The organism is uncultured Ruminococcus sp., from assembly GCF_934476685.1.
In the GTDB taxonomy this organism is placed as follows: Bacteria; Bacillota; Clostridia; order Oscillospirales; family Ruminococcaceae; genus Hominimerdicola.
The window spans coordinates 67,480-91,093 of sequence record NZ_CAKSNX010000002.1; the positions used below are offsets into that span (position 1 = coordinate 67,480).

General features: G+C 40.2%; 19 protein-coding genes, 2 tRNA genes, 1 pseudogene and 1 CRISPR repeat array. Of the genes and pseudogenes, 15 read left to right on the forward strand and 7 right to left on the reverse strand.

Annotated elements, in window-relative coordinates; genetic code table 11:
* Positions 1 to 109: 109 nt before the first annotated feature.
* The 13 genes and pseudogenes from glgB to Q0E19_RS02920 all read left to right on the forward strand — a co-directional run bounded on the left by glgB (position 110) and on the right by Q0E19_RS02920 (position 16,024).
* Positions 110 to 2,155, forward strand: coding sequence for a 1,4-alpha-glucan branching protein GlgB (gene glgB, locus Q0E19_RS02860; RefSeq protein ID WP_294407194.1), 2,046 nt, complete (start codon positions 110 to 112; stop codon positions 2,153 to 2,155).
* Positions 2,156 to 2,192: 37 nt separating this feature from the next.
* Positions 2,193 to 3,395, forward strand: a complete 1,203-nt coding sequence (locus Q0E19_RS02865) for a glucose-1-phosphate adenylyltransferase (protein WP_294407198.1) — start codon at positions 2,193 to 2,195, stop codon at positions 3,393 to 3,395.
* A 17-nt stretch (positions 3,396 to 3,412) separates the two neighbouring features.
* The gene (gene glgD, locus Q0E19_RS02870; protein ID WP_294407201.1) at positions 3,413 to 4,540 is read left to right on the forward strand and encodes a glucose-1-phosphate adenylyltransferase subunit GlgD; all 1,128 of its coding nucleotides are present in this window, start codon (positions 3,413 to 3,415) and stop codon (positions 4,538 to 4,540) included.
* A gap of 102 nt (positions 4,541 to 4,642) precedes the next feature.
* The gene (locus Q0E19_RS02875; protein WP_294407203.1) at positions 4,643 to 6,055 is read left to right on the forward strand and encodes a glycogen/starch synthase; all 1,413 of its coding nucleotides are present in this window, start codon (positions 4,643 to 4,645) and stop codon (positions 6,053 to 6,055) included.
* 242 nt (positions 6,056 to 6,297) lie between these two features.
* A tRNA-Lys gene (locus Q0E19_RS02880) sits at positions 6,298 to 6,373 on the forward strand.
* Between the two features lie 42 nt (positions 6,374 to 6,415).
* A tRNA-Leu gene (locus Q0E19_RS02885) sits at positions 6,416 to 6,499 on the forward strand.
* A 276-nt stretch (positions 6,500 to 6,775) separates the two neighbouring features.
* Positions 6,776 to 6,940, forward strand: a pseudogene (locus tag Q0E19_RS02890) (transposase); the annotation flags it as partial.
* A 588-nt stretch (positions 6,941 to 7,528) separates the two neighbouring features.
* Positions 7,529 to 8,749, forward strand: a complete 1,221-nt coding sequence (locus tag Q0E19_RS02895) for a transposase (RefSeq protein WP_294407778.1) — start codon at positions 7,529 to 7,531, stop codon at positions 8,747 to 8,749.
* 164 nt (positions 8,750 to 8,913) lie between these two features.
* Positions 8,914 to 9,811: a CRISPR direct-repeat array (repeat unit 32 nt; unit sequence ATTGCAACTTACTCATAGGTGTAAAATACGAG).
* 333 nt (positions 9,812 to 10,144) lie between these two features.
* Complete coding sequence (locus Q0E19_RS02900; protein WP_294407205.1) at positions 10,145 to 10,849, forward strand: LytTR family DNA-binding domain-containing protein; 705 nt, start codon at positions 10,145 to 10,147, stop codon at positions 10,847 to 10,849.
* A 5-nt stretch (positions 10,850 to 10,854) separates the two neighbouring features.
* Positions 10,855 to 11,430, forward strand: a complete 576-nt coding sequence (locus Q0E19_RS02905) for a hypothetical protein (RefSeq protein WP_294407208.1) — start codon at positions 10,855 to 10,857, stop codon at positions 11,428 to 11,430.
* The gene (locus tag Q0E19_RS02910; protein WP_294407211.1) at positions 11,427 to 12,152 is read left to right on the forward strand and encodes a GHKL domain-containing protein; all 726 of its coding nucleotides are present in this window, start codon (positions 11,427 to 11,429) and stop codon (positions 12,150 to 12,152) included. Before Q0E19_RS02905 ends, Q0E19_RS02910 begins: the two co-directional genes overlap by 4 nt.
* 100 nt (positions 12,153 to 12,252) lie before the next feature.
* Positions 12,253 to 14,127: an ABC transporter ATP-binding protein gene (locus Q0E19_RS02915; protein ID WP_294407215.1), complete on the forward strand. Its 1,875-nt coding sequence runs from the start codon at positions 12,253 to 12,255 to the stop codon at positions 14,125 to 14,127.
* On the forward strand, positions 14,120 to 16,024 hold the full coding sequence (locus Q0E19_RS02920; RefSeq protein ID WP_294407218.1) for an ABC transporter ATP-binding protein: 1,905 nt from the start codon (positions 14,120 to 14,122) through the stop codon (positions 16,022 to 16,024). The genes Q0E19_RS02915 and Q0E19_RS02920 overlap by 8 nt, the downstream gene beginning before the upstream one ends.
* A gap of 504 nt (positions 16,025 to 16,528) precedes the next feature.
* Here Q0E19_RS02920 and Q0E19_RS02925 read toward each other — a convergent pair.
* From Q0E19_RS02925 to Q0E19_RS02955, 7 genes are all read right to left on the reverse strand, one after another.
* Positions 16,529 to 17,146, reverse strand: a complete 618-nt coding sequence (locus Q0E19_RS02925) for a hypothetical protein (protein WP_294407220.1) — start codon at positions 17,144 to 17,146, stop codon at positions 16,529 to 16,531.
* 10 nt (positions 17,147 to 17,156) lie between these two features.
* Entirely contained in the window at positions 17,157 to 18,029 is an 873-nt protein-coding gene (locus tag Q0E19_RS02930; RefSeq protein WP_294407222.1) for a LysR family transcriptional regulator, read from the reverse strand.
* Positions 18,030 to 18,071: 42 nt separating this feature from the next.
* Positions 18,072 to 18,527 (reverse strand): flavodoxin, encoded by a 456-nt coding sequence (locus Q0E19_RS02935; protein ID WP_294407779.1) that lies wholly within the window; start codon positions 18,525 to 18,527, stop codon positions 18,072 to 18,074.
* 213 nt (positions 18,528 to 18,740) lie between these two features.
* Positions 18,741 to 19,607, reverse strand: a complete 867-nt coding sequence (locus Q0E19_RS02940) for a Sir2 silent information regulator family NAD-dependent deacetylase (protein WP_294407224.1) — start codon at positions 19,605 to 19,607, stop codon at positions 18,741 to 18,743.
* Positions 19,558 to 20,307, reverse strand: coding sequence for a protein-ADP-ribose hydrolase (locus Q0E19_RS02945; RefSeq protein WP_294407227.1), 750 nt, complete (start codon positions 20,305 to 20,307; stop codon positions 19,558 to 19,560). The genes Q0E19_RS02940 and Q0E19_RS02945 overlap by 50 nt, the downstream gene beginning before the upstream one ends.
* A 21-nt stretch (positions 20,308 to 20,328) precedes the next feature.
* On the reverse strand, positions 20,329 to 21,252 hold the full coding sequence (locus tag Q0E19_RS02950) for a DUF1848 domain-containing protein (protein WP_294407229.1): 924 nt from the start codon (positions 21,250 to 21,252) through the stop codon (positions 20,329 to 20,331).
* Between the two features lie 145 nt (positions 21,253 to 21,397).
* On the reverse strand, positions 21,398 to 22,189 hold the full coding sequence (locus tag Q0E19_RS02955; RefSeq protein WP_294407231.1) for a hypothetical protein: 792 nt from the start codon (positions 22,187 to 22,189) through the stop codon (positions 21,398 to 21,400).
* A gap of 267 nt (positions 22,190 to 22,456) precedes the next feature.
* Here Q0E19_RS02955 and Q0E19_RS02960 point away from each other — a divergent pair, with 267 nt between their 5' ends.
* Complete coding sequence (locus Q0E19_RS02960) at positions 22,457 to 22,780, forward strand: helix-turn-helix domain-containing protein (protein ID WP_294407234.1); 324 nt, start codon at positions 22,457 to 22,459, stop codon at positions 22,778 to 22,780.
* A 186-nt stretch (positions 22,781 to 22,966) separates the two neighbouring features.
* Positions 22,967 to 23,581, forward strand: a complete 615-nt coding sequence (locus tag Q0E19_RS02965) for a DUF6796 family protein (RefSeq protein ID WP_294407236.1) — start codon at positions 22,967 to 22,969, stop codon at positions 23,579 to 23,581.
* Positions 23,582 to 23,614 lie beyond the last annotated feature (33 nt).

Here is a 23,614-nt window from a genome sequence, read left to right on the forward strand (position 1 = left end):
TGAGAAACTGAGAATGGTCACTAAACTACTTGAAAAAATGTTCAAAAAAGGTTAAAATATAATTGTAGTAAAATATACGCATTGCGTGTATTGCAAAGGAGGCTGAATTATGATAGATCAGATCCCTAAGGATTATGAGATACCGCTGTATCTTTTCCATAACGGCACCAACTATGAAACATACAGATTTCTTGGCTGCCATAAGGGCGAAAAGAACGGCGAAAAAGGATATTACTTCCGTGTGTGGGCTGCACACGCTGAAAGCGTATCTGTAACAGGAGATTTCAATAACTGGGACGATACCGCAGATCCGATGGAACTGATAGCTGATTCACAGGTGTGGGAGTGCTTTATAAAAGGACTCAAGACCTATGATACATATAAATACTGCATAAAAGGCTGTGACGGAAAAACTCACTATAAGGCTGACCCTTACGGAACGCATATGGAGGTAAATCCGCAGACAGGCTCAAAGGTGTTCGATATAGACGAATATCTGTGGAGCGATAAGAAATGGCAGGACGAACGTGCGAAAAAGGACATTTACGGCTGCCCGATGAATATTTATGAGGTACATCTCAACTCGTGGAAGACCTGTGAGGACGGAAAGTATTTCTCATATGTTCGCTTTGCAGATATGATAATCCCATATCTGAAAGAAATGGGTTATACACACGTTGAATTTATGCCGCTGGCGGAATTTCCGTTTGACGGTTCATGGGGTTATCAGGGCATAGGCTACTTTGCTCCGACTTCACGTTTCGGCACACCTTACGACTTTATGAAAATGATAGATCTCTTCCATTTGGCAGGAATATCAGTCATACTCGACTGGGTACCTGCACATTTTCCGAGAGATGAGGCAGGTCTGTTTGAATTTGACGGCGGTCCTGCATATGAATATGATGATCCGAGGAAGAGCGACCACAGATCGTGGGGTACAAGAGTGTTTGACTATTCAAAGGGAGAGGTAAAATCATTCCTTATATCAAATGCGCTGTACTGGATAGAAAAATATCATATCGACGGACTAAGAGTTGACGCAGTTGCCTCTATGCTGTATCTTGATTACGACAGACGTGACGGTGAGTGGACGCCTAACAAGTTCGGCGGACATGAAAATCTTGAGGCAGTGGATTTCTTCCGTGAGCTGAATACTGCGGTCTTTGCAAGAAATCCAAATACACTTATGATAGCCGAGGAATCTACCGCATGGCCTATGGTTACAAAGCCTGTCAGCGACGGCGGTCTTGGTTTCAACTTCAAGTGGAACATGGGCTGGATGAACGATATGCTCAAATATATGGCATACGATCCGATCGACAGAGCGTTCCACCACGATATGCTGACATTCTCGTTCTTCTATGCTTTTTCAGAGAATTTCATACTTCCGATCTCTCATGATGAAGTCGTTCATGGAAAAGCGTCCCTTGTGAACAAGATGTTCGGTTCGGACGTTGACGCAAAGTTTAAGCAGTGCAAGCTGTTTACAGCTTATATGATGGCTCATCCGGGCAAAAAGCTTATGTTTATGGGTACTGAGTTCGCTCAGTTCAGAGAGTGGGATTATGAGAACGGACTGGAATGGTTCTTGGTCGATGAGTATGAAAATCACCGCAACTATCAGAAGTTTTCTAAAAACCTCAACCATTTTTACCTCGATCATCCTCAGCTCTGGCAGAGGGATTTCGATTGGGGCGGATTCAGCTGGATCGCCAATGACGATTTCAAGCAGAGCATCATAATATTCAGACGTTTCGATATGAAGGGTGACGAGATAATCGTTGTCTGCAACTTTGTACCTGTTGAAAGGAGATCCTATTGCTTCGGAGTTCCTTACGAGGGTAAATATACTGAAGTTTTCAACTCATCATCTGAGGACGGATCACCGTGTACAAACGGTACAGTCAAGTCGCAGAATGTGGGTATGCACGGCTTTGAACAGTCGATTTGCGTCGATGTCCCTGCTTTCTCATGTATGTATTTCACAGTAAAGAAAGCTCCTGAGAAAAAGAAGGCAAAGAGCGAAAAGACAGACAAGGCTGAAAAGTCAGGAAAGAAAACAGATCATAAACCTGCTGCAAAAACATCTTCAAAAAAGACTGTTAAGGCAGTAAAGGCAGTTAAGAAGTCCGCAGCTGAAAAGGCTGATTAAATATGTGACAAAAATTAATATTGGTGGGTGAATTATTATGTTCAACAAGAAAGAATGTGTTGCAATGCTGCTGGCAGGCGGTCAGGGAAGCCGTCTTTATGCCCTTACGCAGGACGTTGCAAAACCTGCAGTGCCGTTCGGCGCTAAGTATCGTATCATCGATTTCCCTCTGTCAAACTGTATCAATTCAGGTATTGATACGGTAGGCGTACTGACTCAGTATCAGCCGCTGGTACTCAATGAGTATATCGGCAACGGTCAGCCATGGGACCTCGACAGAATACACGGCGGAGTTCATGTGCTGCCTCCATATCAGAAGGCAAGCGGAGCTGACTGGTATTCAGGTACAGCAAATGCTATCTATCAGAATATTGCATTCGTTGACAGATATGATCCTGAGTATGTAGTTGTACTTTCAGGTGACCATATCTATAAAATGGATTACAATAAAATGCTCAACTATCATAAGGAAAAGAACGCTGACGCTACTATCGCCGTTCTCGATGTTCCTAAGGAAGAGGCTTCACGTTTCGGCATCATGATAACCGACGATGAGGACAACATCATCGACTTCGAGGAAAAGCCTAAGAACCCACGTTCAACACTTGCTTCAATGGGTATCTACATATTCACATGGAAGAAGCTCAAGGCTTATCTTATCGCTAATGAAAACGATAAGGACGCAAGCAAGGACTTCGGTAAGAATATCATTCCTGATATGAGAGAAGCAGGCGAAAAGCTGGTTGCATACCGCTTCGACGGTTACTGGAAGGATGTCGGAACTATCGACTCACTCTGGGAAGCTAATATGGACCTTATCAATCCGAATATCCCTATCGACCTTTATGATACAAGCTGGAAGATCTATTCAAGAAACCCTGTTCTGCCTCCTCAGAGCATCGGAAAGAACGCAGAGATACAGAACTCTATGGTAACAGAGGGTTGTGTGATCGACGGTTCTGTTGACTTCTCGATGATCTCAGACGGCGTTACAGTTGAAGAGGGCGCAGTTGTAAGCGACTCGATCCTTATGCCGGGCGCAGTTGTAAAGAAGGGCGCTAAGGTAGAATATGCTATCGTTGGCGAAAATTCCGTTATCGGTGAAAATGCACAGATAGGCGCAAGACCTGAAACTATCGAAGACAAGGATTCATGGGGCGTTGCTGTTGTAGGAAACAATCTTATGATCTCTGCGGACAGCGTTGTTGCTCCAAAGGATATCATCTATAAAAATATGTAGAAAGGACCGAGTAAACTATGGATATCAATATGGGAAATGTACTGGGTCTTGTTTTCGCTAATATGCACGACACGACTCTCGGAGATATGACTAAGAACAGAACAATGGGTTCTGTAATGTTCGGAGGAAGATATCGTCTTATAGATTTTCCTCTGTCAAATATGGTAAACAGCGGCATTTGTGAAGTCGGCGTTATCACAAAGTCCAACTATCAGTCGCTGCTCGATCACCTGGGATCTGCAAGAGAATGGGATCTGGCTAGAAAGAAGGGCGGACTTTATATCCTTCCTCCTTTCGGAAATGTAGAAAGCACACTTTACAGAGGCAGGATCGAAGCTCTGTACGGCGCAATGAGCTTTATCAAGCATTCAAGAGCAAAGTATGTTGTTCTTTCAGACTGCGACGTTATCACAAATATCGACTATAAGCCGATCATCGAAAAGCACGTAGAAAGCGGCGCTGATATCACAGCTGTTGTTCATACAGGCGTTTACGCTGCTGAGGATATAAAGACATCTACCGTATTCAACGTTGACGGAGAGGGAAGAGTATCTTCTGTACTTATCCAGCCTGAACTCAGCGGTACTTGCACCATCAGCCTTAATATGTTCGTAATGTCAATGGAATTCCTTACAGATATGATAAGAGATTCTATCGCAAGAGGTCTTGTAAGCTTTGAAAAGGATATCCTCCAGAGCAAGTGCAGAGATCTTAAGATCAAGACTTATGAATATGACAACTATTTCAGCAAGCTTACTAGCCCTAACAGCTATATGCAGGCTAATATGGAGCTTCTTAACCCTGTTAATGCAAGAAAGCTTTTCGTACCTAAGAGATCTATCTACACAAAGGTTAGCGACAACGCTCCTGCAAAGTATGACATCAACTGCACAGTAAAGAATTCTCTTATTGCTGACGGCTGTATCATCGAGGGCGAGGTAGAGAACAGCGTTCTCTTCAGAGGTGTTAAGGTAGGCAAGGGCGCAAAGGTCAAGAACTGTATCCTTATGCAGGGAACAGAGGTCGGAAGCAACGCTCAGCTCAATAATATCATCACTGATAAGAATGTTACTGTTGACAGCGAGCATATCCTGACAAGCTCTACCGAGTATCCAATGTATGTTGCAAAAGGTGCAAAGGTTTAAAAAAACTGATATCTCAGAACATTGAATTTCTGTGCCGCACAATACCGTTCAGCGGTTGTGCGGCATTGCTTTTAATTTCTCTCACAAAAGGGGGTAATAATATTGAAAATACTTTATACAGCAAGTGAGGCGCTGCCTTATATCGCCTCAGGCGGACTGGCTGACGTTGCAGGTTCACTTCCTGCGGCTATAAATGCAGAGGGACACGACTGCCGAGTTGTGATACCTTATTATGGCAGCATAAAGCAGGAACTTAAAGACAGGCTTACCTATGTGACTAACTTTACCGTTCCCGTAGCATGGAGAAATCAGTACTGCGGAGTTTTTATGGGCGTTGAAAACGGCGTTACATATTATCTCCTCGATAATGAATATTACTTTATGAGAAACGGTCTGTACGGATTTTATGATGACGCAGAGAGATTTATCTTCTTCTCCCGTGCTGTGCTTGAACTGCTGAGATATATCGACTTCAAGCCTGATATCATCAACGCAAATGACTGGCAGACGGCTCTTGTACCTGTATATTATGACGTATTTTATCGTTATCAGCAGGGCTATGAGGATATAAAAACTGTGTTCACTATCCATAATATCCAGTATCAGGGACAGTATGGTCTGGAGCTTATAAATGATCTTATGGGTATCCCGCTTTATCATACGGATATGCTTTCATATGACGGCGACGTAAACTTTATGAAGGCTGCCATTGAAACAAGTGACAGAGTTACAACAGTTTCTCCGAGCTATGCATGGGAGATACTTGACCCATGGTACTCACATTCTCTCGACAGAGAGCTTGTTCATCATCAGCATAAGCTCAGCGGTATACTTAATGGCATTTCCCAGACTATTTACGATCCTGCCACAGATAAGAATATCGAGCGCAATTACAGCCTTGAGGACAAGTCCGGAAAGCTTGTCTGCAAGAGAGCGCTGCAGCTTGAAATGGGTATGTCCACAGGAAAATCACCTGTTATAGGAATCGTTACAAGGTTTGTATCTCATAAGGGACTTGATCTTATCAAATACGTTTTCGAGGATATAATCAGACTTGGTTATCAGTTTGCTATTCTCGGATCGGGTGAAAAGATATACGAGGACTTTTTCAGCGAGATGCATTACAGATATCCGGACAGGGTAGGTCTTACCATAGGCTTTGTTCCCGAACTGTCAAGAAAGATATATGCAGGCGCAGATATGTTCCTTATGCCTTCCCAGAGCGAGCCTTGCGGACTTGCTCAGATGATAGCACTGAGATATGGAACTATCCCGATCGTCAGAGAAACAGGCGGTCTGCGTGACAGCATAAGCGACGCAGGCGCAGAGGGCGGAAACGGATTCACTTTCAAGACATATAATGCACAGGATATGCTCGATGCCTGTCTGAGAGCAAGAGTATATTATGATGACAGAATGAAGTGGGGCAGACTTGTGAACAATGCATTCAAGCAGGACTTCAGCTGGAAGAAATCTGCACAGCAGTATATAAATCTTTATAACGACATTCACTAATCACCAATATGAACGGCGGCTCAGCTAAGGGAGTTTTTCCTGCGGCTGAGCTGTTGTTTGTAACGGTATATTTCAGAAAAATTTGGACAAATTGAATACAGTATTCCGAATGTTGGAAAAGATGTTGTGGAATATAAATGAACAGGCAAATAAAAAAGATAATTTTTCAAAAAAGTCTTGACAAAACGAATAAAAGATGATATAATAATATAGTCGCATGTGAGGATAACTTAACAGCGCACGAGCCATTAGCTCAGTTGGCAGAGCATTTGACTTTTAATCAAAGGGTCTGGAGTTCGAATCTCCAATGGCTCACCAAAAATCGCTTTCGGCATAAGCCGAGAGCGGTTTTTATATAATGCGGGTGTGGCGGAATTGGCAGACGCGATAGATTTAGGTTCTATTGGCAACACCGTGCAGGTTCAAGTCCTGTCACCCGCACCAACGTAAAAACCGCCTATTTACGCAAAACCCCGTAGATAGGCGGTTTTTATTATGCTCAAAAATTATAAATATATGACACAAAATATGACACGAAAAAGCGACTGAGAGCAATCCCAGCCGCTTTTTTGTACCCGTAAAAACTACCTGCTATGCAGGTGGAATGTACAGATTTTAGTTACAGCCTAATAGGAACGATCTATGGACAAAAAACTCTTTGATATAGAATAGGAATGAGGCTATCAACCGCATAACTAAAAAACAAGGAGGAGCATTAGAATGAATAACAAGGCTAATGATATATAGTCTATCACATACAAGATGGAAATGTCAATACCATATAATATTTGCACTAAAGTATCGGAGAAGAGCAATATATGGCAAGCTAAAAAAGATATAGGAGCAATTTTGAGAGAAATGTGTGAAATAAAACATGTGAAGATCCATTTAAAAACGTAAAATATTAAGAGTAATCGTGAATGCGGTAGGTAGCTTTAGCTTATTATATGCCCCTTTAGGGGCGGCTAGTGAAGAGCCCTTTTAGGGCTGATATAAAACCACCGGCTTTGCCGGTGTGATATTTATTTCTTATATATCACCATCACCCTCTGAACTCACAGAGAGTGACGTTATCTATTCACGCTTCAAGAGTTTTAAATCTTAGAATGTTGCATCCAAATCGAGAATTAATCGCCTTCATATAGCTGTTGTATCAGTGAAGATCATCTGTGTACTTTTATAATAGGTATAATAGACTTAAAGGCTGTCTTTACGAACTGAAAGCAGACATACTAACTTTGTACAATATTTTGTTTTAAATTATATCTTACAGTCGTTAATATACCTAAAATCAAGCAGTTAGTTTGTCCTTTTTGCCAATTTACATAATAATACTTTTATGTTATAATGTATAATATAATTATACTATGAAATGGGGTGACGTGACTGACTAAAGTTGTAAAGATCTATCTTATTAGTGAACAGCTTGACAATGACGGGAATAAAGTTGATTTCAAAGAGGTCAATAAAATACTGTGGGACTTACAGAAACAGACTAGGGAAATCAAGAATAAAACTGTCCAGCTTTGTTGGGAGTGGAATAATTTTTCCAGCGACTATTCCAAAGCGAATGGGGTATATCCTAAAGATAAAGATATTCTCGATTATACTTTAAGCGGATACATAAACAGTCGTTTAAAAACAGGATTTGACTTAAATTCCGGCAATCTTTCTACCTCTTTAATGCAAACCTGCAAGACCTTTAACAAATCCAAAAAGGAAATTATCAAGGGCGAGAGGTCGATCAATTCATACAAAGCAGATCAGCCTATTGATCTACATGATAAGTCGATCAAACTTGAATATAAAAACAATGAATTTTATGTCAGGCTTAGTCTTCTGAACAAAGCAGGTATGAAAAAGTATAACATCAATAGTGGTTTTTATTTCAAGATGATTGTAAAAGATAATTCCACTAAAACCATTCTTGAACGCTGCATAGACATAGATGAATACAAAATAAGAGCAAGCAAACTTTTGTACGATAAGAAGAAAAGGTTATGGAAGCTTAATTTGTGTTACGATTTTGAGAATCATAGTGTTTCAAATCTTGATGTCGATAAAATACTTGGTATTGATGTTGGTATTCATTGTCCTATGGTCGCTTCTGTTGCTGGTGATTATGACCGTTTTACGATCAACGGCGGTGAAATTGAAACGTTCAGAAAACGCATAGAAGCTCGTAAGCGCTCTGTTCTTAAGCAGACGAAATTCTGTGGTGATGGGCGGATGGGTCATGGCAGAAAAAAGCGTACTGAACCTGCATTAAAAATCAGCGACAAAATCGCAAGATTTCGTGATACAGCAAACCACAAATACAGCAGAGCTTTAATAGAGTATGCTGTCAGAAAAGGCTGTGGAACTATTCAAATGGAAAGGCTTACAGGGATTACAGCTGATTCCAATCATTTTCTGAAACAATGGTCTTATTATGATCTTCAAACGAAAATAGAAAATAAGGCGAATGAGGCAGGAATAAAAGTTGTATATATCGAACCTGAATTTACAAGTCAGAGATGCAGTAAATGCGGATATATCCATAAAGACAACCGACCTGCTCAGGCAAAGTTCAGATGTCAGAATTGTGGTTTTGAAGCAAATGCTGATTATAACGCAAGTCAGAATATCGGCATAAAAAATATTGATAAGATAATAGCAAAAGAATTAAAAATCAGTGGTGCGAATCCCAAGTAAATAAAAACACATGGGACATTCGCACCTATCAAGGGCGACTCGGCGTCCTAAAATCGAGAAAGTATACATAAGTCTTTAATTAAAAGCAGTAAATACTCTCGGTAAGGTATGAACGTACACATAATAATCCGTGTAACAGGGTTACACTTTTGTGCATTTTTGCAATTGCAACTTACTCATAGGTGTAAAATACGAGAAGAGTGACCCAACATATACAGAAATTTCAGCGGATTGCAACTTACTCATAGGTGTAAAATACGAGAAATTCACCCGACTTAAAGATATTACGGCTACAACATTGCAACTTACTCATAGGTGTAAAATACGAGATAGTCGCTTGACATTTCTGTGTGATAGTCGCTTGATTGCAACTTACTCATAGGTGTAAAATACGAGAAAACTGTCAAAATACTTATAATACCTAGGTCTAATTGCAACTTACTCATAGGTGTAAAATACGAGATCAATGAGAATAAGACTATTTTCAAAATTGTAAAATTGCAACTTACTCATAGGTGTAAAATACGAGTGGTGGGGTCATATGTTGACGCTCACTTCGAGGGATTGCAACTTACTCATAGGTGTAAAATACGAGTTTTTTAGTTATCATCTTTATCGCTCCTATCATTGATTGCAACTTACTCATAGGTGTAAAATACGAGTTAAGGGTGTTGTAACCGATTCTGATTATCCTTAATTGCAACTTACTCATAGGTGTAAAATACGAGTGTGTTTACTGAAACTGGGTATACGCCTTTGTTAAATTGCAACTTACTCATAGGTGTAAAATACGAGACGGTATGAAGATTATATAGTTTTAACTTTGTGTGATTGCAACTTACTCATAGGTGTAAAATACGAGACAATGGAACTACCGCAGATGTCAACTCCCTCTAATTGCAACTTACTCATAGGTGTAAAATACGAGGTTTCATAACTTTCAAAAAAGTTAGGGTAATCTGATTGCAACTTACTCATAGGTGTAAAATACGCGAGGACAATATTATCTTCCAATAAAGCTTGACAGCAAATTGCAACTTACTCATAGGTGTAAACTATAAGATCGAGTATAATGGGAACATAAATAAAAAAAGGACTAATTAGCAAAACAATATTTTTTTATCGATAGTGTTAAACGCACTGTTTGAAAAACATACTCTTGCAACAGGCTAGGTAATGAGAGCAACCATATAGAGTGTTCGGAAAAGATTTAATATGTTATTTTTAAGAGGACTTGAAAGATCAGGTTCTCTTTTTTATGCGAAAATTTTAGCGGAAAACAGCTTTTGATTTTTCAACAATAAATATGAGAAAAGCATCAATCTCCTTAAAAGGTTTTATATTGAACTTCTTAGCATTTTATGTTATAATATTATTTGAATCGAGGTGAACTCTATGCCGCTGACAATAGCGATCTGTGACGATAATGAAGATCAGATCAAAGAACTGCGCAGACTTTTGGGAGAATGGTCTGTTGACAAGCCATTTGCACTTAATATTGATGAGTACATAAGTGCAGAAAGTTTCTTGTTCTCTTATGCTGACAAACCATGCGATCTTATTTTGTTGGATATCGAAATGAAACAGCTGAATGGTATGGAGCTTGCCAGAAAGCTGCGTTCGGACGGCAATATGCTTCCGATAATTTTCATTACGGGATATTCGGATTATATGAGCGACGGATACGAAGTTGAAGCACTTCACTATCTGCTGAAACCCATTGACAGATCAAAATTTTTTGCAGTACTTGACCGATATATCAAACGTCATGCTTCTGAAAATGAAATAGTGCTTACCGGTGATGAGGGTAGTATACACATTTCTTCCGATATGATCGTTTTCTGCGAAGCTATGGGTAAGAAAACTTATGTGCATTTGTGTGATAAGGTTATTATCTGCAATGTGGGGATAAGCGTTATAAAAAATATGCTGCCAGTAGGATTTGCTTTCTGTCACCGTTCGTATATCATAAATATGCGGTATGTTCGGAGCATTGGCAAGACGGAAATAGTGCTTGACAGCGGTGAAAATATCCCACTTTCACGGCGGCTTTATAAGGAAGTTAATGAGAAGTTTATTGAGTTTTATACGAAAGGATAAATATTATGGCGAATGTAAATATGTATCCAAAAGATACTATTGAAAATTATATGCAAGAAGATAAAGAATTAGCTAAAGCAATATTGGAGGCTTTTTCAAAACTGTATATATATGATAAATATCTTATATCAAATAAACCTAAAATAGAGCTTGAAAATGATAAAGCATTTATAGGTTTAAATCACCACGTTGGAGAAAGATCAATTGTTTTTCGCTTTGCTTATTATTTACAAAAAATTCTTGATGAGCGTAATTTATATACTGACTATAATTTGGACTGCGAGTATAATCGTAATGGATATGGCCCCAAATTTATTGATTCTTTAGGAAAAAATGTATATCCCGATTTGATAATTCATAAAAGAGGTAGTAATGATAATAATTTGTTGGTAATGGAATTTAAAACATACTGGAATGATAATCAGGAAGACGATATAAAAAAAATTAAAGCCTTTATTAACGAAAATAACGGGTATAAGTATAAATATGGAATAGCTGTATTAATAGGTGAAAATGAAGTGAATTTAAAACTGATAAACAAAGATAAATCAATATCGGTAGATGATAGGACATATAAATGATTATAATTATTTTAATACTTATATTGATAGGTTTATTTTTAGCGTATTATTTTCTCCGTCGCACACTCTACAACATGGTCGACCGCCGCATAGAGCGCTTTCAGAGTGAACTTATCGAAAAGCAGGTCAACGAAATTCAGAATATGTATCGTCAGGTGCGTGGCTGGCGGCACGATTACCGCAACCATATACAGAATATGAAAATTCTCCTCTCCGAGAATAATTATATCAAGCTCGACAGCTATCTTGATGAACTTGCGGAAGATCTGAACACCGTTGATACAGTCATAAAAACAGGCAACATAATGGCAGACGCTGTGCTTAACAGCAAGTTGAGCGTTGCCGAAAAGCTTAATATCAAAACCACTGTCAAGGTGGTAATACCTGAAAATATTCCCCTTACTGACGTTGAACTTTGTGCTGTTTTGGGAAATCTTCTCGACAATGCGGCGGAAGCCTGTGAAAAGCTTGCGGAAGAGGAACGCTTTCTGCGTGTGTATATAAGCAAGCTTAAAGGGCAGTTTTACATATCTGTTCAGAACGCCGCAGGCAGCGTAAACAAAGTTGGCGGAGTGTACCGCTCCACCAAAGAGGGTGAACACGGCTACGGTCTTTTCCGTATCGACCGCATAGCCAAAAAGTACGGCGGATATGTCAATCGACAGAATGAGGAGGGCATTTTCGCCACGGAGATAATGCTGCCGTTGAAAAATGCAGTATAAACCATAACAATTTTACCTTTCGTGCAATATATCGACCGTTCGTGCAGAAATCAACACAAGCGGCCTTTTTTGTGATATCATCAGATAAAGAGGTGAGAATATGAAACGTGTAAAAATCGCAAAGTACACAAAAGAAAAACGTCAGAAAGCGAGGGACAAGTACAATAAAGAGCAAAGCAAAATAAAGTACAAGACCTTTGAAAATATGCGCTATACTCTTTATGAGCTTTGGAAAAGCCAGCCGATAATGCTGATATTGATCGTATTGCATATATTTTCAAGTGTCGCCGCCACACTTTTTAATACGTTCACAAGCAAATATGTTGTTGAGCTTGCGCTGGGAACTTCATCACGCACAAGGCTTGCAGTCATATGCCTGCTGCTTATAGTCGGCGAGCGTATGTCAAAGTATATCGAAAATGAGACCAACGATTATCGTGGATATAGGGGCAACTTCATTTTTCTAAATCATATGCTGCGAAAAATGCAGCGCAAGCATATGTCGACTGACTATGAGAACAACGAAAGCTGCGAGAACAGCAACCTGATGCAAAAGGCGCAGACAGGCTCAGACTACATAACCTATCGGACAGTTGATACCATTCAAGATTTTCTTATGGCGCTGATACAGCTTGCAGCATACGGCGGTATACTTTCAATGCTTGACCCTATAATGATCCTTATCGTCGGCGTTCCTGCCATTACGGTCTATTATCTTGAGCGGCACAAAATGAAGTGGATATGGAATATGGCGGATAATTGGCAGCAGTATGACCGTGAGCTTAATTATATCAGCAATGCAGGCGGAGATTTTTCTTCGGCAAAAGATGTACGCATTTTCGGAATGGATAAATGGTTCACAAAAATTTTTGATCGCTCATATGCAAACCGATTGAACTGGTATGAACAGCAGGACGAATGGATATTCCGTCACAATGTGGTGTCAATTATCATCTTGCGGCTTGCAGATTTTGCCGCTTATGCTTATGTTATTTATATGGTAGTTAAAGGCAATATCGGTGCAGGCGATTTCGTGCTTTATTTCAATTCCATATGGAATTTCGGTCATTCTATCAGAGTGGCATTTGACAAATTTTCGGGTTTCAAGTGGCTTTCAAACAACACTTCATATGCGAGAGAATATCTCGATATGCCTGATAAGACCAATCGTGGCAAGGGAGAAAAACTTCCCACAGGGGAGTGCGAGCTTGAATTTAGAAACGTAAGTTATACATACTCAGGCGCTGAAAAGCCTACCATTCAGAATGTTTCATTTACCCTGCATAAGGGCGAAAAGCTTGCCCTTGTGGGACTTAACGGCGCAGGAAAGACCACGCTCATAAAGCTTATGTGCGGACTTTACGACCCCACAGAGGGCGAGATATTGCTAAACGGCAAGCCGGTGAACAGCTATAACAGAGATGAATATTTTACACTTTTCGGCGCAGTTTTTCAGGATATCGCCTTGCTTGCGGTGACTATTGCTGAAAATATCGCAGGTGCAGACGTGGATAATTTTGACCGTGAAAGGGTTTATGATTGCCTAAAAAATGCAGGACTTTATGACAAAGTTATGAGCCTGCCCGAAAAGGAAAACACAAGGCTTGTGAAGTCAGTTTTTGAAAATGCCACCGAGCTTTCGGGCGGTCAAACGCAAAAGCTTGCTCTTGCAAGGGCATTATACAAAGACGCACCGATACTCCTTCTTGACGAGCCGACAGCCGCCCTTGACCCTATCGCAGAGCAGGAAATGTATTTGAAATACGCCGATTTCACCAAAGGCAAATCAAGCGTTTTCATATCGCACCGCCTTGCTTCAACAAGGTTCTGCGACAGGATAATAATGATAGAAAACGGTACTTTGACGGAAACAGGCACTCATGCCCAGCTTATGGCACAGGGCGGAAAATACGCTGAACTTTTTGAGCTTCAAAGTTCCTATTACAATGATAAGGGGGTGCAGATAAATGAGTAAGAATGAGAACAACGAAGAAAAGCTTTCTGCAAAGGAAAAACGTGAGATAATTAAGCGAACGCTGAAAGCTGTAAGGGTCGCCGACAGCGGTTATCTCATAAGAGATACCATCGAATATGTGCTGGGTCTTGTTACAGAATTTATCTTTATATATCTGTCTGCCCTTGTTATCGACGGCATTACGCAGTCAAAACCTGTTGGAACTCTTCTTTCTTATGCGGCGATAGTCGTTGGCGTGCAGGCTGTGATATTTATGATAAAGTTGTTTCTTTTAAGACGTTCAAGTTCTCAGACTTTTGCCAGAAGTACAAATCTGCATAAAAACCTTTGGCAAAAAGTAATGACAATGGATTTTATCCACCTTGAAAGCACCGATACACAAAACAGATTTTCAAACGCAGATAATCAGGTCGATAATAATAACGCCGGCATACCAGCCGTGTGCGGCTATGTCAGATATTCGATCGGCGGAATATTTTTGATAATAACAGGCGTTATACTTATCATACCAATGGCTTTTGTAAAGCCTGTCACTACAACGGGTTTCAGCGGTTTTGTTCAGTCGATATGGGGCTTTCTTGCGGTTGTGGTAATTATCACTTTGCTTGAAATGCTTAAATCTTTGGTCATAAACCCTAAAGCGATACTTGGTTTTGAAAAGGTATATAATGACAAAAAGATCATTCAGGCAAATCGTGCAGGGGGCTTTTTTGGTAATTACATTCTCGGCAACTATCGAAACGGCAAAGAGATAAGAATATATTCTCAGCAAAAGCTCATTGAAAAAGAGCTTGACAAAGCACGAGATGAGATATCAGAGGGCTGGCTAAAAGCATTTAAGTCCGCTATGCTGCCGAATTTTCTTTGTCAGCTGGTCAATATCCTCACAAAGGCGCTTATGTACGGCTTTGCGGTTATGAGGGCGGCAAGCGGAATGTTATCCCCAGGCGAGGTGATAGCCTTTGCGCTGTATTTTGAAAAGATATCCGCAGGCGTGTCAGAGCTTTCTGACTTTTACGGACTGCTTAAAATCACGCCGACATTCTGCAAGAAATATTTTGATTTTCTCGATATCCCCGACGAAAAGTACAAAGGCACTATCCCCACAGAAAAGCGTGATGATAACGAATACGAATTTGAGTTCAAACACGTTTGGTTCAAGTACCCAAACAGCGAAGAGTATGTGCTAAAGGATGTCAACCTCAAATGGCGTATCGGTGAAAAAATGGCACTTGTGGGCAGGAATGGTTCGGGCAAATCCACGCTCATAAAGCTCCTTTGCAGGCTCTATGACGCAACAAAGGGGGAAATAACACTCAACGGTATTGATATCCGCAAGTACTCCTATGAGGACTATATGCAGCTTTTCTCCGTAGTCTTTCAGGATTCAAAGCTGTTCTCATTCAGCCTTGCAGAAAACGTTGCCGCCGATACCGAGTTTGACAGCGATCTTGTTGAATCCTGCGTCAGAAAAGCAGGACTTTCCGACCGACTTGACAAAATGCCCGATGGCATAAACACTTACATTTATAAAGACTTCAATGAAAACGGCGTGGAGATATCTGGAGGCGAGGCGCAAAAGCTCTGCCTTGCAAGGGCGATCTACAAAGGTTCGCCGTTCATAGTCCTTGATGAGCCCACCGCCGCTCTTGATCCAATCTCCGAATACGACATTTACACTAAATTTAATAGTATTGTCGGCACTCGCACAGCGATATATATTTCTCACAGGCTGTCAAGCTGCCGATTTTGTGACGATATAACCGTCCTTGACAACGGCAGTATAGCAGAACGTGGTACGCATGATGAGCTTATATCACATGGCGACATATATTCTGCAATGTGGTTTGCGCAGGCCGAATACTACAAAGACACCGCAGGCGAATTGTTCGTATAGATGGAGCAGCATTTAGGTTATCAATTTATCCGAGATATCACAAACCCCATCTCTCATGGTATTTCTATTATACCACAGGAGGCGGGGTTTAAATTATATAATCAACAGAAATTCTTACTGCTTTTCTGTCGGTCTTAACGGTCCGTAAAAATAGCTTGCAGTTGCTCCGCCGTCTATGAGAAGCGTCGAACTTGCGAACAGGAGCTTCAGCCTGCCGCACTCATTATCATTATGAGTACGGCTGTCTTTAGGAACATTATTAAGTTTGAGATATTGTCATCAATTTGTACGAGTGTAAAGATAATCTTCCACATTTGATATAAGTAACAAACTTCTATTAAATCTTTATCGTCGCTTCTTCATATCTATTGCTATTTTCGGAGCATTCAATTCTGACGGTCAGTTCTGTTCACCTTCTCTACTTTCTGCATAGATTCCTATTTTTAATTGCAGCTCTTGATTTGTATGGCGATCGTATTATTGCTTAAGGATCTAATTTCCAAGTTATTCAATATCGCTTTTCAGTTCACAATAAGCAACTTTTTCATTATTATAAAACATATAAAATCTTTCTCCTTTATTGAAGTCAATATTGCGATCTGATATAGGAATGGATTTTATATTAGCGTCAAAAGACTCTGATGATATAAATTTAACATCTTCTATCGAAATACAAAAAGTATGTGAAATAGGCTTATCATTTATATCTACAAAGCAAATAGGGAAAATTCGTTTTTCTGAAAACAAGATTTTTCGTTTGATCAACGAAAAATCTTTTATCAAAGTAAAATTCGCAGTGCCTTTTTTCCTAGGTATGAAATGTTTCGTTTCCATCTCCAAGGGCAAAGCTATACAGATAATAGAGTAGATGATCCAAAATATAAATATACTATAAATTGCAAACACATATTTTAAAAAAATAATAAAAGCCAAACCGACAATGGCTCCTAACCCATAGATCCAACCGTATCTATATATTTTGCTATAATTACCACAGTTAGGGCAATGATAATGACCTCTTTGAAAAAATCTGCCATTTAATTCTTCGCCGCACCATGGACACCTTTTGTTTAATTTCATAATAACACCTGCTGCTTTATGACTAAGTTTTGTTGATTTCATTTTATTCCCCTCAAAATTGTTTTTTTAATACCTCAATAAATTCCTGCGTATGTTTAGTCGGGTTGTCCGTTCTCATAAATGCACAGTACCGCCTTATTATCGGCTGTCCGTTTCTAAGAAGCTTTACGGTTTTTACTGCTTTTTGCAAGGAATCACAGCTGCCCTCTATCGGCATAAATCCCTTGCCCTGAATGACAAGTATGTGAGCATCGTCCATATTTTCCGTAAAGCATATCTCACTTTTAAAGCCAAGATCCTGACAATAAAATCTGCGTTCGGTTTCCTGCTGTTCGGGAGAGGAAAGCAGTATGATCGGCGTGTTTTTCAGATCGGCAATATCCACCTCATCAAGTTGGGAAATGGGACTGTTCGCCGATATCTCAGCACAGTATTCACGGATATCCAGCACGATATTTACATATTCATCTGAAAATGCTCTCCGCTGATCATTAAGCACAATATCAAGTTCGCCGTTTCGCAGAAGTTCATAAAGCGCATCATGATTATCATACATAACATCTATTGTCACATCTGGGAATTGTGCCGTAAATTCCGATACAGCATTCTGAAATTCAGCGCCGCAGTAGCCTTTCAGCACACCAATATGCAGCTGTTCGCCCTTTTGCCCCGAAATGCGCTGAAGCTCACGGCATATGAAATCATAATCTGAAACCAGCACAAGGCTTTTCTTGTAAAAATATTCGCCTGCCTCCGTAAGGGTAAAACTGCGCTTTCTGCGGTTCAGCAGCGGTACGCCAAGTTCATCTTCAAACGCTTTTATCTGCTGTGATATTGCAGATTGAGAAATATAATGTTTCTCCGCAGCCGCAGTAAAGCTGCCTAGCTGTACTACCGACTGAAAATATCTGATCTGTTTAAACATAATTATGATCCTTTATGTAAATTTAATTTATTCGTATAGCTGTTATACTGATCTCTTTGCCCATTCTGCGATCTTGCTTTCGCTATGCTGAGTTTCCGCACCGTGAATCGAAAGACCCTTTTTGATAACTGCTCCGCCGCAAAGCTTTTTCAGATCACGTTCGCTTGAACCCATACCGCTGCCTTCATTTGTGCAGAAAGGAATGATAGTTTTGCCTGTCGTATCGTACTTTTCAAGCATTGTAAACATACACATAGGCATTGTGCCCCACCAGTTAGGATAGCCGACAAAGATCGTGTCATAGTCTTCAAAATTTTCGGGGTAAGCCTTTAGTTCAGGACGTGCGTCTGCACGGAGTTCAGCCTTTGCCTCTTCAATGCAGGTCATATAGCTTGTTGAGTAAGGCTTTGCTGTGTCGATCTTAAAGAGGTCTCCGCCGACAGCTTTTTGAATAAACTCTGCCGCAATTTCGGTATTGCCTTTGGAAAGTTCCTTTATAGAACCGTTTCAGTAGTTTTCTCCCTTGCGTGAATAATAAACGATAAGTATTTTTGCCATTGTGATCTCCTCCGTTTCTTTTATGACTTTATTATATCACATAATTTCACTGCAATCAATCTTGATTTCTAATTTCATATATAAGTTTTTCTTATGTATACTAAAAATATCGGCAGGCACATTGTAATTCAAGTGCCTGCCGATCTGTATGTATCATATGCTGTTAAGAGTCCGTCTTATGTCTGCGTTGATGAGAATTGATCTTGATGAAATTTCATCTGGACAAAAAGCCTCGCCGTAATTTACGCAGGCATAGACCGCTTTGTGATTTTTCGCTGTCATCTGCCAGAATGGATACTTGATGATAGCGGGAGTGTTATATCCCACACCAAGCTCCAAAAACAAAATGTGCATATCCTTATGCCGACGGATAAAGTCATTATACCTGTCATTAGCTTTGTACCAGCCGTCGTCCTGAACAAATTTATCGTCTGCACGAAGATTCATTGTCATAGGTTTTCCGCATTTCGGACAGCGAGGGATAAGTTCCGTGGGTATACGCATATTTTCCTGTTCAGCATACATTTTTCGGATAATATCCTCATTGTCATAGGTCTTCTGACAGCATGGTTCTGAACATTGAAAAAGTCCGTAATCACCTTGTGTGTAGAAAAGTCTGTGCTTGTCAAAACCTGCTTTCTGAAACTGGTGGTCTACATTGGTTGTCAGCACAAAATAATCTTTGTCTTTCACAAGTTCAAAAAGTTCCTTGTAAGTACCGTTGTCAACGTCCATATAGCGATTGATATAAATGTATCTCGACCAGTATGCCCAGTGTTCCTCCAAAGTTTCAAAGGGGTAAAATCCACCCGAATACATATCCCGAAAGTTGTATTTTTCAATAAAATCCGAGAAATATTTTTCAAAGCGCTCTCCGCTGTATGTAAAACCTGCCGCAGTGGAAAGTCCTGCTCCTGCACCAATGACAATGGCGTCAGCGGTTTCTATTTCATTTTTCAAACGTTCTATCTCAACCGAGAAGCCTGCTGTAGATCTTGTAGTCTTTCTCTGTAAAAACATTGAATATCACCTCTATATCATGGGGCAACAAAAATTCTCTCACCGTCTGCACAGCGATCTCCGCCGCCTTATCCTGCGGAAAGCCAAACACACCTGTGGAAATACAACAGAACGCAATGCTTTTTATTCCGCTTTGTACTGCAAGTTCAAGACAACTCTGATAACAGCTTTTCAGCAGTTCGCAGTGCTTTTCTGTCAGTCTGCCCTGCACTATCGGTCCGACTGTATGGATAACATATTGGCATGGCAGATCGTATGCAGGAGTGATTTTAGCTGTACCTGTCGGTTCTTCATGTCCCTGTGCTTTCATTATCTCCGCACATTTCAGCCGCAGGCGAACGCCTGCAAAGGTGTGGATACAGTTGTCTATACAGTTGTGGCAAGGGTGATAGCACCCTGTCATTCCTGAATTTGCGGCATTAACTATCGCATCGCATTTCAGCGTTGTGATGTCACCTTTCCAAAGATAAATATTTTCCTCAACAGGTTGTAAGTCGGCAATGTCGGTAATTCCTTTCCGTGTCGTCATCTTTTGCAGAAATTCGTCCTCGGCTTTGAGATATTCCGCAGAAATTTTCTTTGCAGGGCGGATATTAACCAAACTGCGGTAAAGGTCAAATTGCTCTTTTTCAGAAGTCGGAATAGTGATGTCCTTGTACCTTGTATCTTCATTCAATAAATATTCTATAAGCTTTTTCATGATCTCTTTGATTTCTCTTTCCTAAAATAAACTGAGCTGACCGTCTATATAGCTGTACTGTTCAGCTTGTCTGATAATATCGTCAGGCATTTGACCGCCTATCAGAAATGGTGACATAGGATCGTGCCGAGCCATATTTCGCTTTACAGAACTGACATCTGCATTTGCATAACAGTATCGGCAAAAATGTCCGCAGGAGTTGTATGCCCCTATATCTGTTCCAAAAAAGCAGTTGCATTCACGCTGAGATTTTCTTTTGGGCATTTTAAGCGAAATGTCTAAAGCCTTTTCATAAACCTTTTGATTTAAACAGCCGCTCATATCTATACCATAATCTGCAAGGGCAGAACTTTCGTGACAGCCTTTGACAGTAATGCCGTATTTTCTGCCTATCTCAGCAAAAGCTTTTGATATGGTGATCTGTTCGTTTTTTGTAACATTTCGTATTTCGGGAGCATTGCGATTTACTTTTTCGTAAAGGTCAACAAAACTGATAATACAAGTTTCCGTACAGCCTGCAAGCTGTGACGCTGTTTTTTCAAAAGCTGAGATATGATATTCCACAGAATATTTGCCATTGACTATGATTGGGTCATATCTCCAGCCCATTGAATTTATCCCGACGATTTTTGAAAGCTGCTGAAAGCAATTTATTACAAAGTCCTTATCGGGAACATTCGGCTCAAGGTCTTTGCCGTAGGGAGTGATGGTGACGAACCAGTATTGCCCATACTTTTTCAGCTTTTCCATATGCTTTATCATAGGATAAGGATTTTTCGTGCAGAAAGCTATAAGGTCAACAACGTCAGGGTTTATCTCATATCGTGTTACCAACTCTTGATGATAGGGATTTCGCACCAGCACATAACCCTCTTTTATTCTGTTCATAAACCATTCTGAGTAGAATGCAGGGATATCTGTTCTCATTCCTGTTTGTAAGATCATAGTATTATCTCTCCCGCAGAGCTTTTTATAATAAAAAGAACATGACGAACAATAGTTCTATCTGATATTATACGATTTTCCTACTCATTTGTCAACACATACAGGGATTGCCGACATTGACAATCCCTGTGTTTGCTATGCTTGATTATTCAAAGAAAAATCCTGCTGTCATATCAAGATAGTTTCCGCCGCTGTAATCAGGATACTTTTTCTGTACCTCTGCCTTGAAAGCTTCTGCATTATCGCAGTTTGCGGCAATTTCTTTCAGATTTTCAAGATAGTCGATCTTAGTCTGAGCGTCCTTAAGATCCTCAGGTGTGTAGTGTGAAGTGAGGATAAGATCATAACCCTTTGCAATGTAATCATTGAGCTGAGCCTTGATAGCATCTGCGTGACCTGCACCTGCAACGATAGAGTGGCAGTCATGACCGAGCATATGAGTGTATACAGCATTGATCTCAGGGATCTCGATATCGAATGCCTCATCAGTCTGCTTAATGATAAAGTCGATTCCGCCGATAGTTACCTTGCCTTCTTCAATAACATTTGTTATCTTGTGTACGGACTTGTCAAAGATGTCGCCGAAAGCATTTGTGAAGTTGTTTATAAGAGCCTTTCCGCCGCCGTTTTCTGAATATTCAACGGCATTCTGAGTTGCATATTTCGGAACGTCAGGCAGAAACTCTGCACCTGCACCGTGATATGCAACGAGCATACCCTCGACCTTAAGGTCTTTCAGATACTCTGTAAGTTCCTTGATGTTATCGAAAAAGCATGGAGATTCAATGATAACTGCTTTTCCGTTTTTCTCAACGATAAATACCTCATTATCAATAAAGTCGTTGGTCTTGTAAGCGTGGAGCTTTATGCCGCCGAAATCATAAACGTTAACTTCGCCCTTTGCAAGCTTAACAGCTGTAAATGTGTTCTTATTCATAGTAATATTCCTCCTGAAAGTTGTATTTATTTTAACTGGCTTTTGGGAAGAACAAGCGCTTGATCTCTTTCCTTGATCCTATGATAACACAGCTTTGACTTCTTGTAAAGTAGGCACTTTTTTGTGGTATAGTTACCTCAAAGTAACTAATGCGCTGTTTCGGGAGAAATTTGCAAAAAAATTTTTTTATTGATTTTTTATCCCGAATATGCTAAAATGTATCTGAAAGCATATTGCTTACTTTTTGATACTAAAGGAGCTGACTTTATGATAAACAAAGCAGAACTTCCAGCCTGCCCTGTGGAAACTACATTGATGCTTATAGGGGATAAGTGGAAGGTACTTATCCTGCGTGATCTGAAAGAAGGAACAAAACGTTTCGGCGAACTGAAAAAATCAGTAACGGGTATATCGCAAAAGGTGCTGACCTCCAATCTCCGTGATATGGAGGAAAACGGCTTGCTTACAAGAGCGGTTTTTCCCGAAGTGCCTCCTAGAGTCGAATATACTCTTACAGAACTGGGACACAGTATGGAACCTATTCTTGACGCTATGGCAAAATGGGGTACAGAGTATAAAAAAGGTTTGTAGTACGGACCGACTATATTTTGATAGTAAGACAATATTAACTTATGAACATTATTTTATACCAATGATATATGCCGCAGAATAAGATAAAAAGTAATAATTTTATACTTGCAAGACGATTGACAAAATACTCCTGTTGATGATATAATATAAAAAAATGAACATATTATCAGGGGGATAATTGGTATCATGATAAAAGTATTTTTTGTTCTGGATATCATCGGACATATTCTGTGCGGTATATCGGATTGCCTGCTGACATACGCTCCGAACGGAAAGGTGAATTTGACAGATTTTAAGGATTATGAAAAATCCAGCGTTTCTTTTAAAGGAATGCCGCTTAAAAATCTGACTATTGCAATGCTGCTGGGCGTTATAGCAATGACTATGGAGCTTTTTGGCTATCTGGCGATATGCGACTGGATAAAGGACTATTCTCCCAATGCCTACTGGGTAATGTATGTGTCTGCACTTGTAATGTTTATCTCGCTTCCGCTGCATCATCTTTTCTGCTGTCTGTGCGAGTGGTTTTTCGTCAAGCTCGGTTTAACGAAAGAGGCTTTGAATGCGGTGTGGGATTTCTTTAAATCAACCGCATACACAATGTATATCGGCTATATAGCCATGATAGTTTTTTCCGCCGCTTTCCTTATAGCCGTTGTAACGGGGCATACTCCTATGCCGAGGTGGGGCTGCATATTCAATCTCCTGCCGCTTGCAGTGGTTATCCTGCCGACCAAGCTGCCTGCCAAAGCAAACGTGATCGGTGCGCTGATGTTTGCAGGTCTGCTGTTTCTTGTATAATTGCATAAAAAAGATCTCCGAAACTGCTTTGTG

Bases quoted from the DNA above. Each gene is read 5' to 3' on its own strand.
- Q0E19_RS02940 (WP_294407224.1), bottom strand. From the start codon at position 19,607: ATGTTTTTACAGAGAAAGACTACAAGATCTACAGCAGGCTTCTCGGTT.
- glgD (WP_294407201.1), top strand. From the start codon at position 3,413: ATGGATATCAATATGGGAAATGTACTGGGTCTTGTTTTCGCTAATATG.
- Q0E19_RS02955 (WP_294407231.1), bottom strand. From the start codon at position 22,189: ATGAATAAGAACACATTTACAGCTGTTAAGCTTGCAAAGGGCGAAGTT.
- Q0E19_RS02910 (WP_294407211.1), top strand. From the start codon at position 11,427: ATGATTATAATTATTTTAATACTTATATTGATAGGTTTATTTTTAGCG.
- Q0E19_RS02930 (WP_294407222.1), bottom strand. From the start codon at position 18,029: ATGTTTAAACAGATCAGATATTTTCAGTCGGTAGTACAGCTAGGCAGC.
- Q0E19_RS02915 (WP_294407215.1), top strand. From the start codon at position 12,253: ATGAAACGTGTAAAAATCGCAAAGTACACAAAAGAAAAACGTCAGAAA.
- Q0E19_RS02960 (WP_294407234.1), top strand. From the start codon at position 22,457: ATGATAAACAAAGCAGAACTTCCAGCCTGCCCTGTGGAAACTACATTG.
- Q0E19_RS02920 (WP_294407218.1), top strand. From the start codon at position 14,120: ATGAGTAAGAATGAGAACAACGAAGAAAAGCTTTCTGCAAAGGAAAAA.
- Q0E19_RS02950 (WP_294407229.1), bottom strand. From the start codon at position 21,252: ATGATCTTACAAACAGGAATGAGAACAGATATCCCTGCATTCTACTCA.
- Q0E19_RS02900 (WP_294407205.1), top strand. From the start codon at position 10,145: ATGCCGCTGACAATAGCGATCTGTGACGATAATGAAGATCAGATCAAA.
- Q0E19_RS02965 (WP_294407236.1), top strand. From the start codon at position 22,967: ATGATAAAAGTATTTTTTGTTCTGGATATCATCGGACATATTCTGTGC.
- glgB (WP_294407194.1), top strand. From the start codon at position 110: ATGATAGATCAGATCCCTAAGGATTATGAGATACCGCTGTATCTTTTC.
- Q0E19_RS02905 (WP_294407208.1), top strand. From the start codon at position 10,855: ATGGCGAATGTAAATATGTATCCAAAAGATACTATTGAAAATTATATG.
- Q0E19_RS02945 (WP_294407227.1), bottom strand. From the start codon at position 20,307: ATGAAAAAGCTTATAGAATATTTATTGAATGAAGATACAAGGTACAAG.
- Q0E19_RS02925 (WP_294407220.1), bottom strand. From the start codon at position 17,146: ATGAAATCAACAAAACTTAGTCATAAAGCAGCAGGTGTTATTATGAAA.
- Q0E19_RS02865 (WP_294407198.1), top strand. From the start codon at position 2,193: ATGTTCAACAAGAAAGAATGTGTTGCAATGCTGCTGGCAGGCGGTCAG.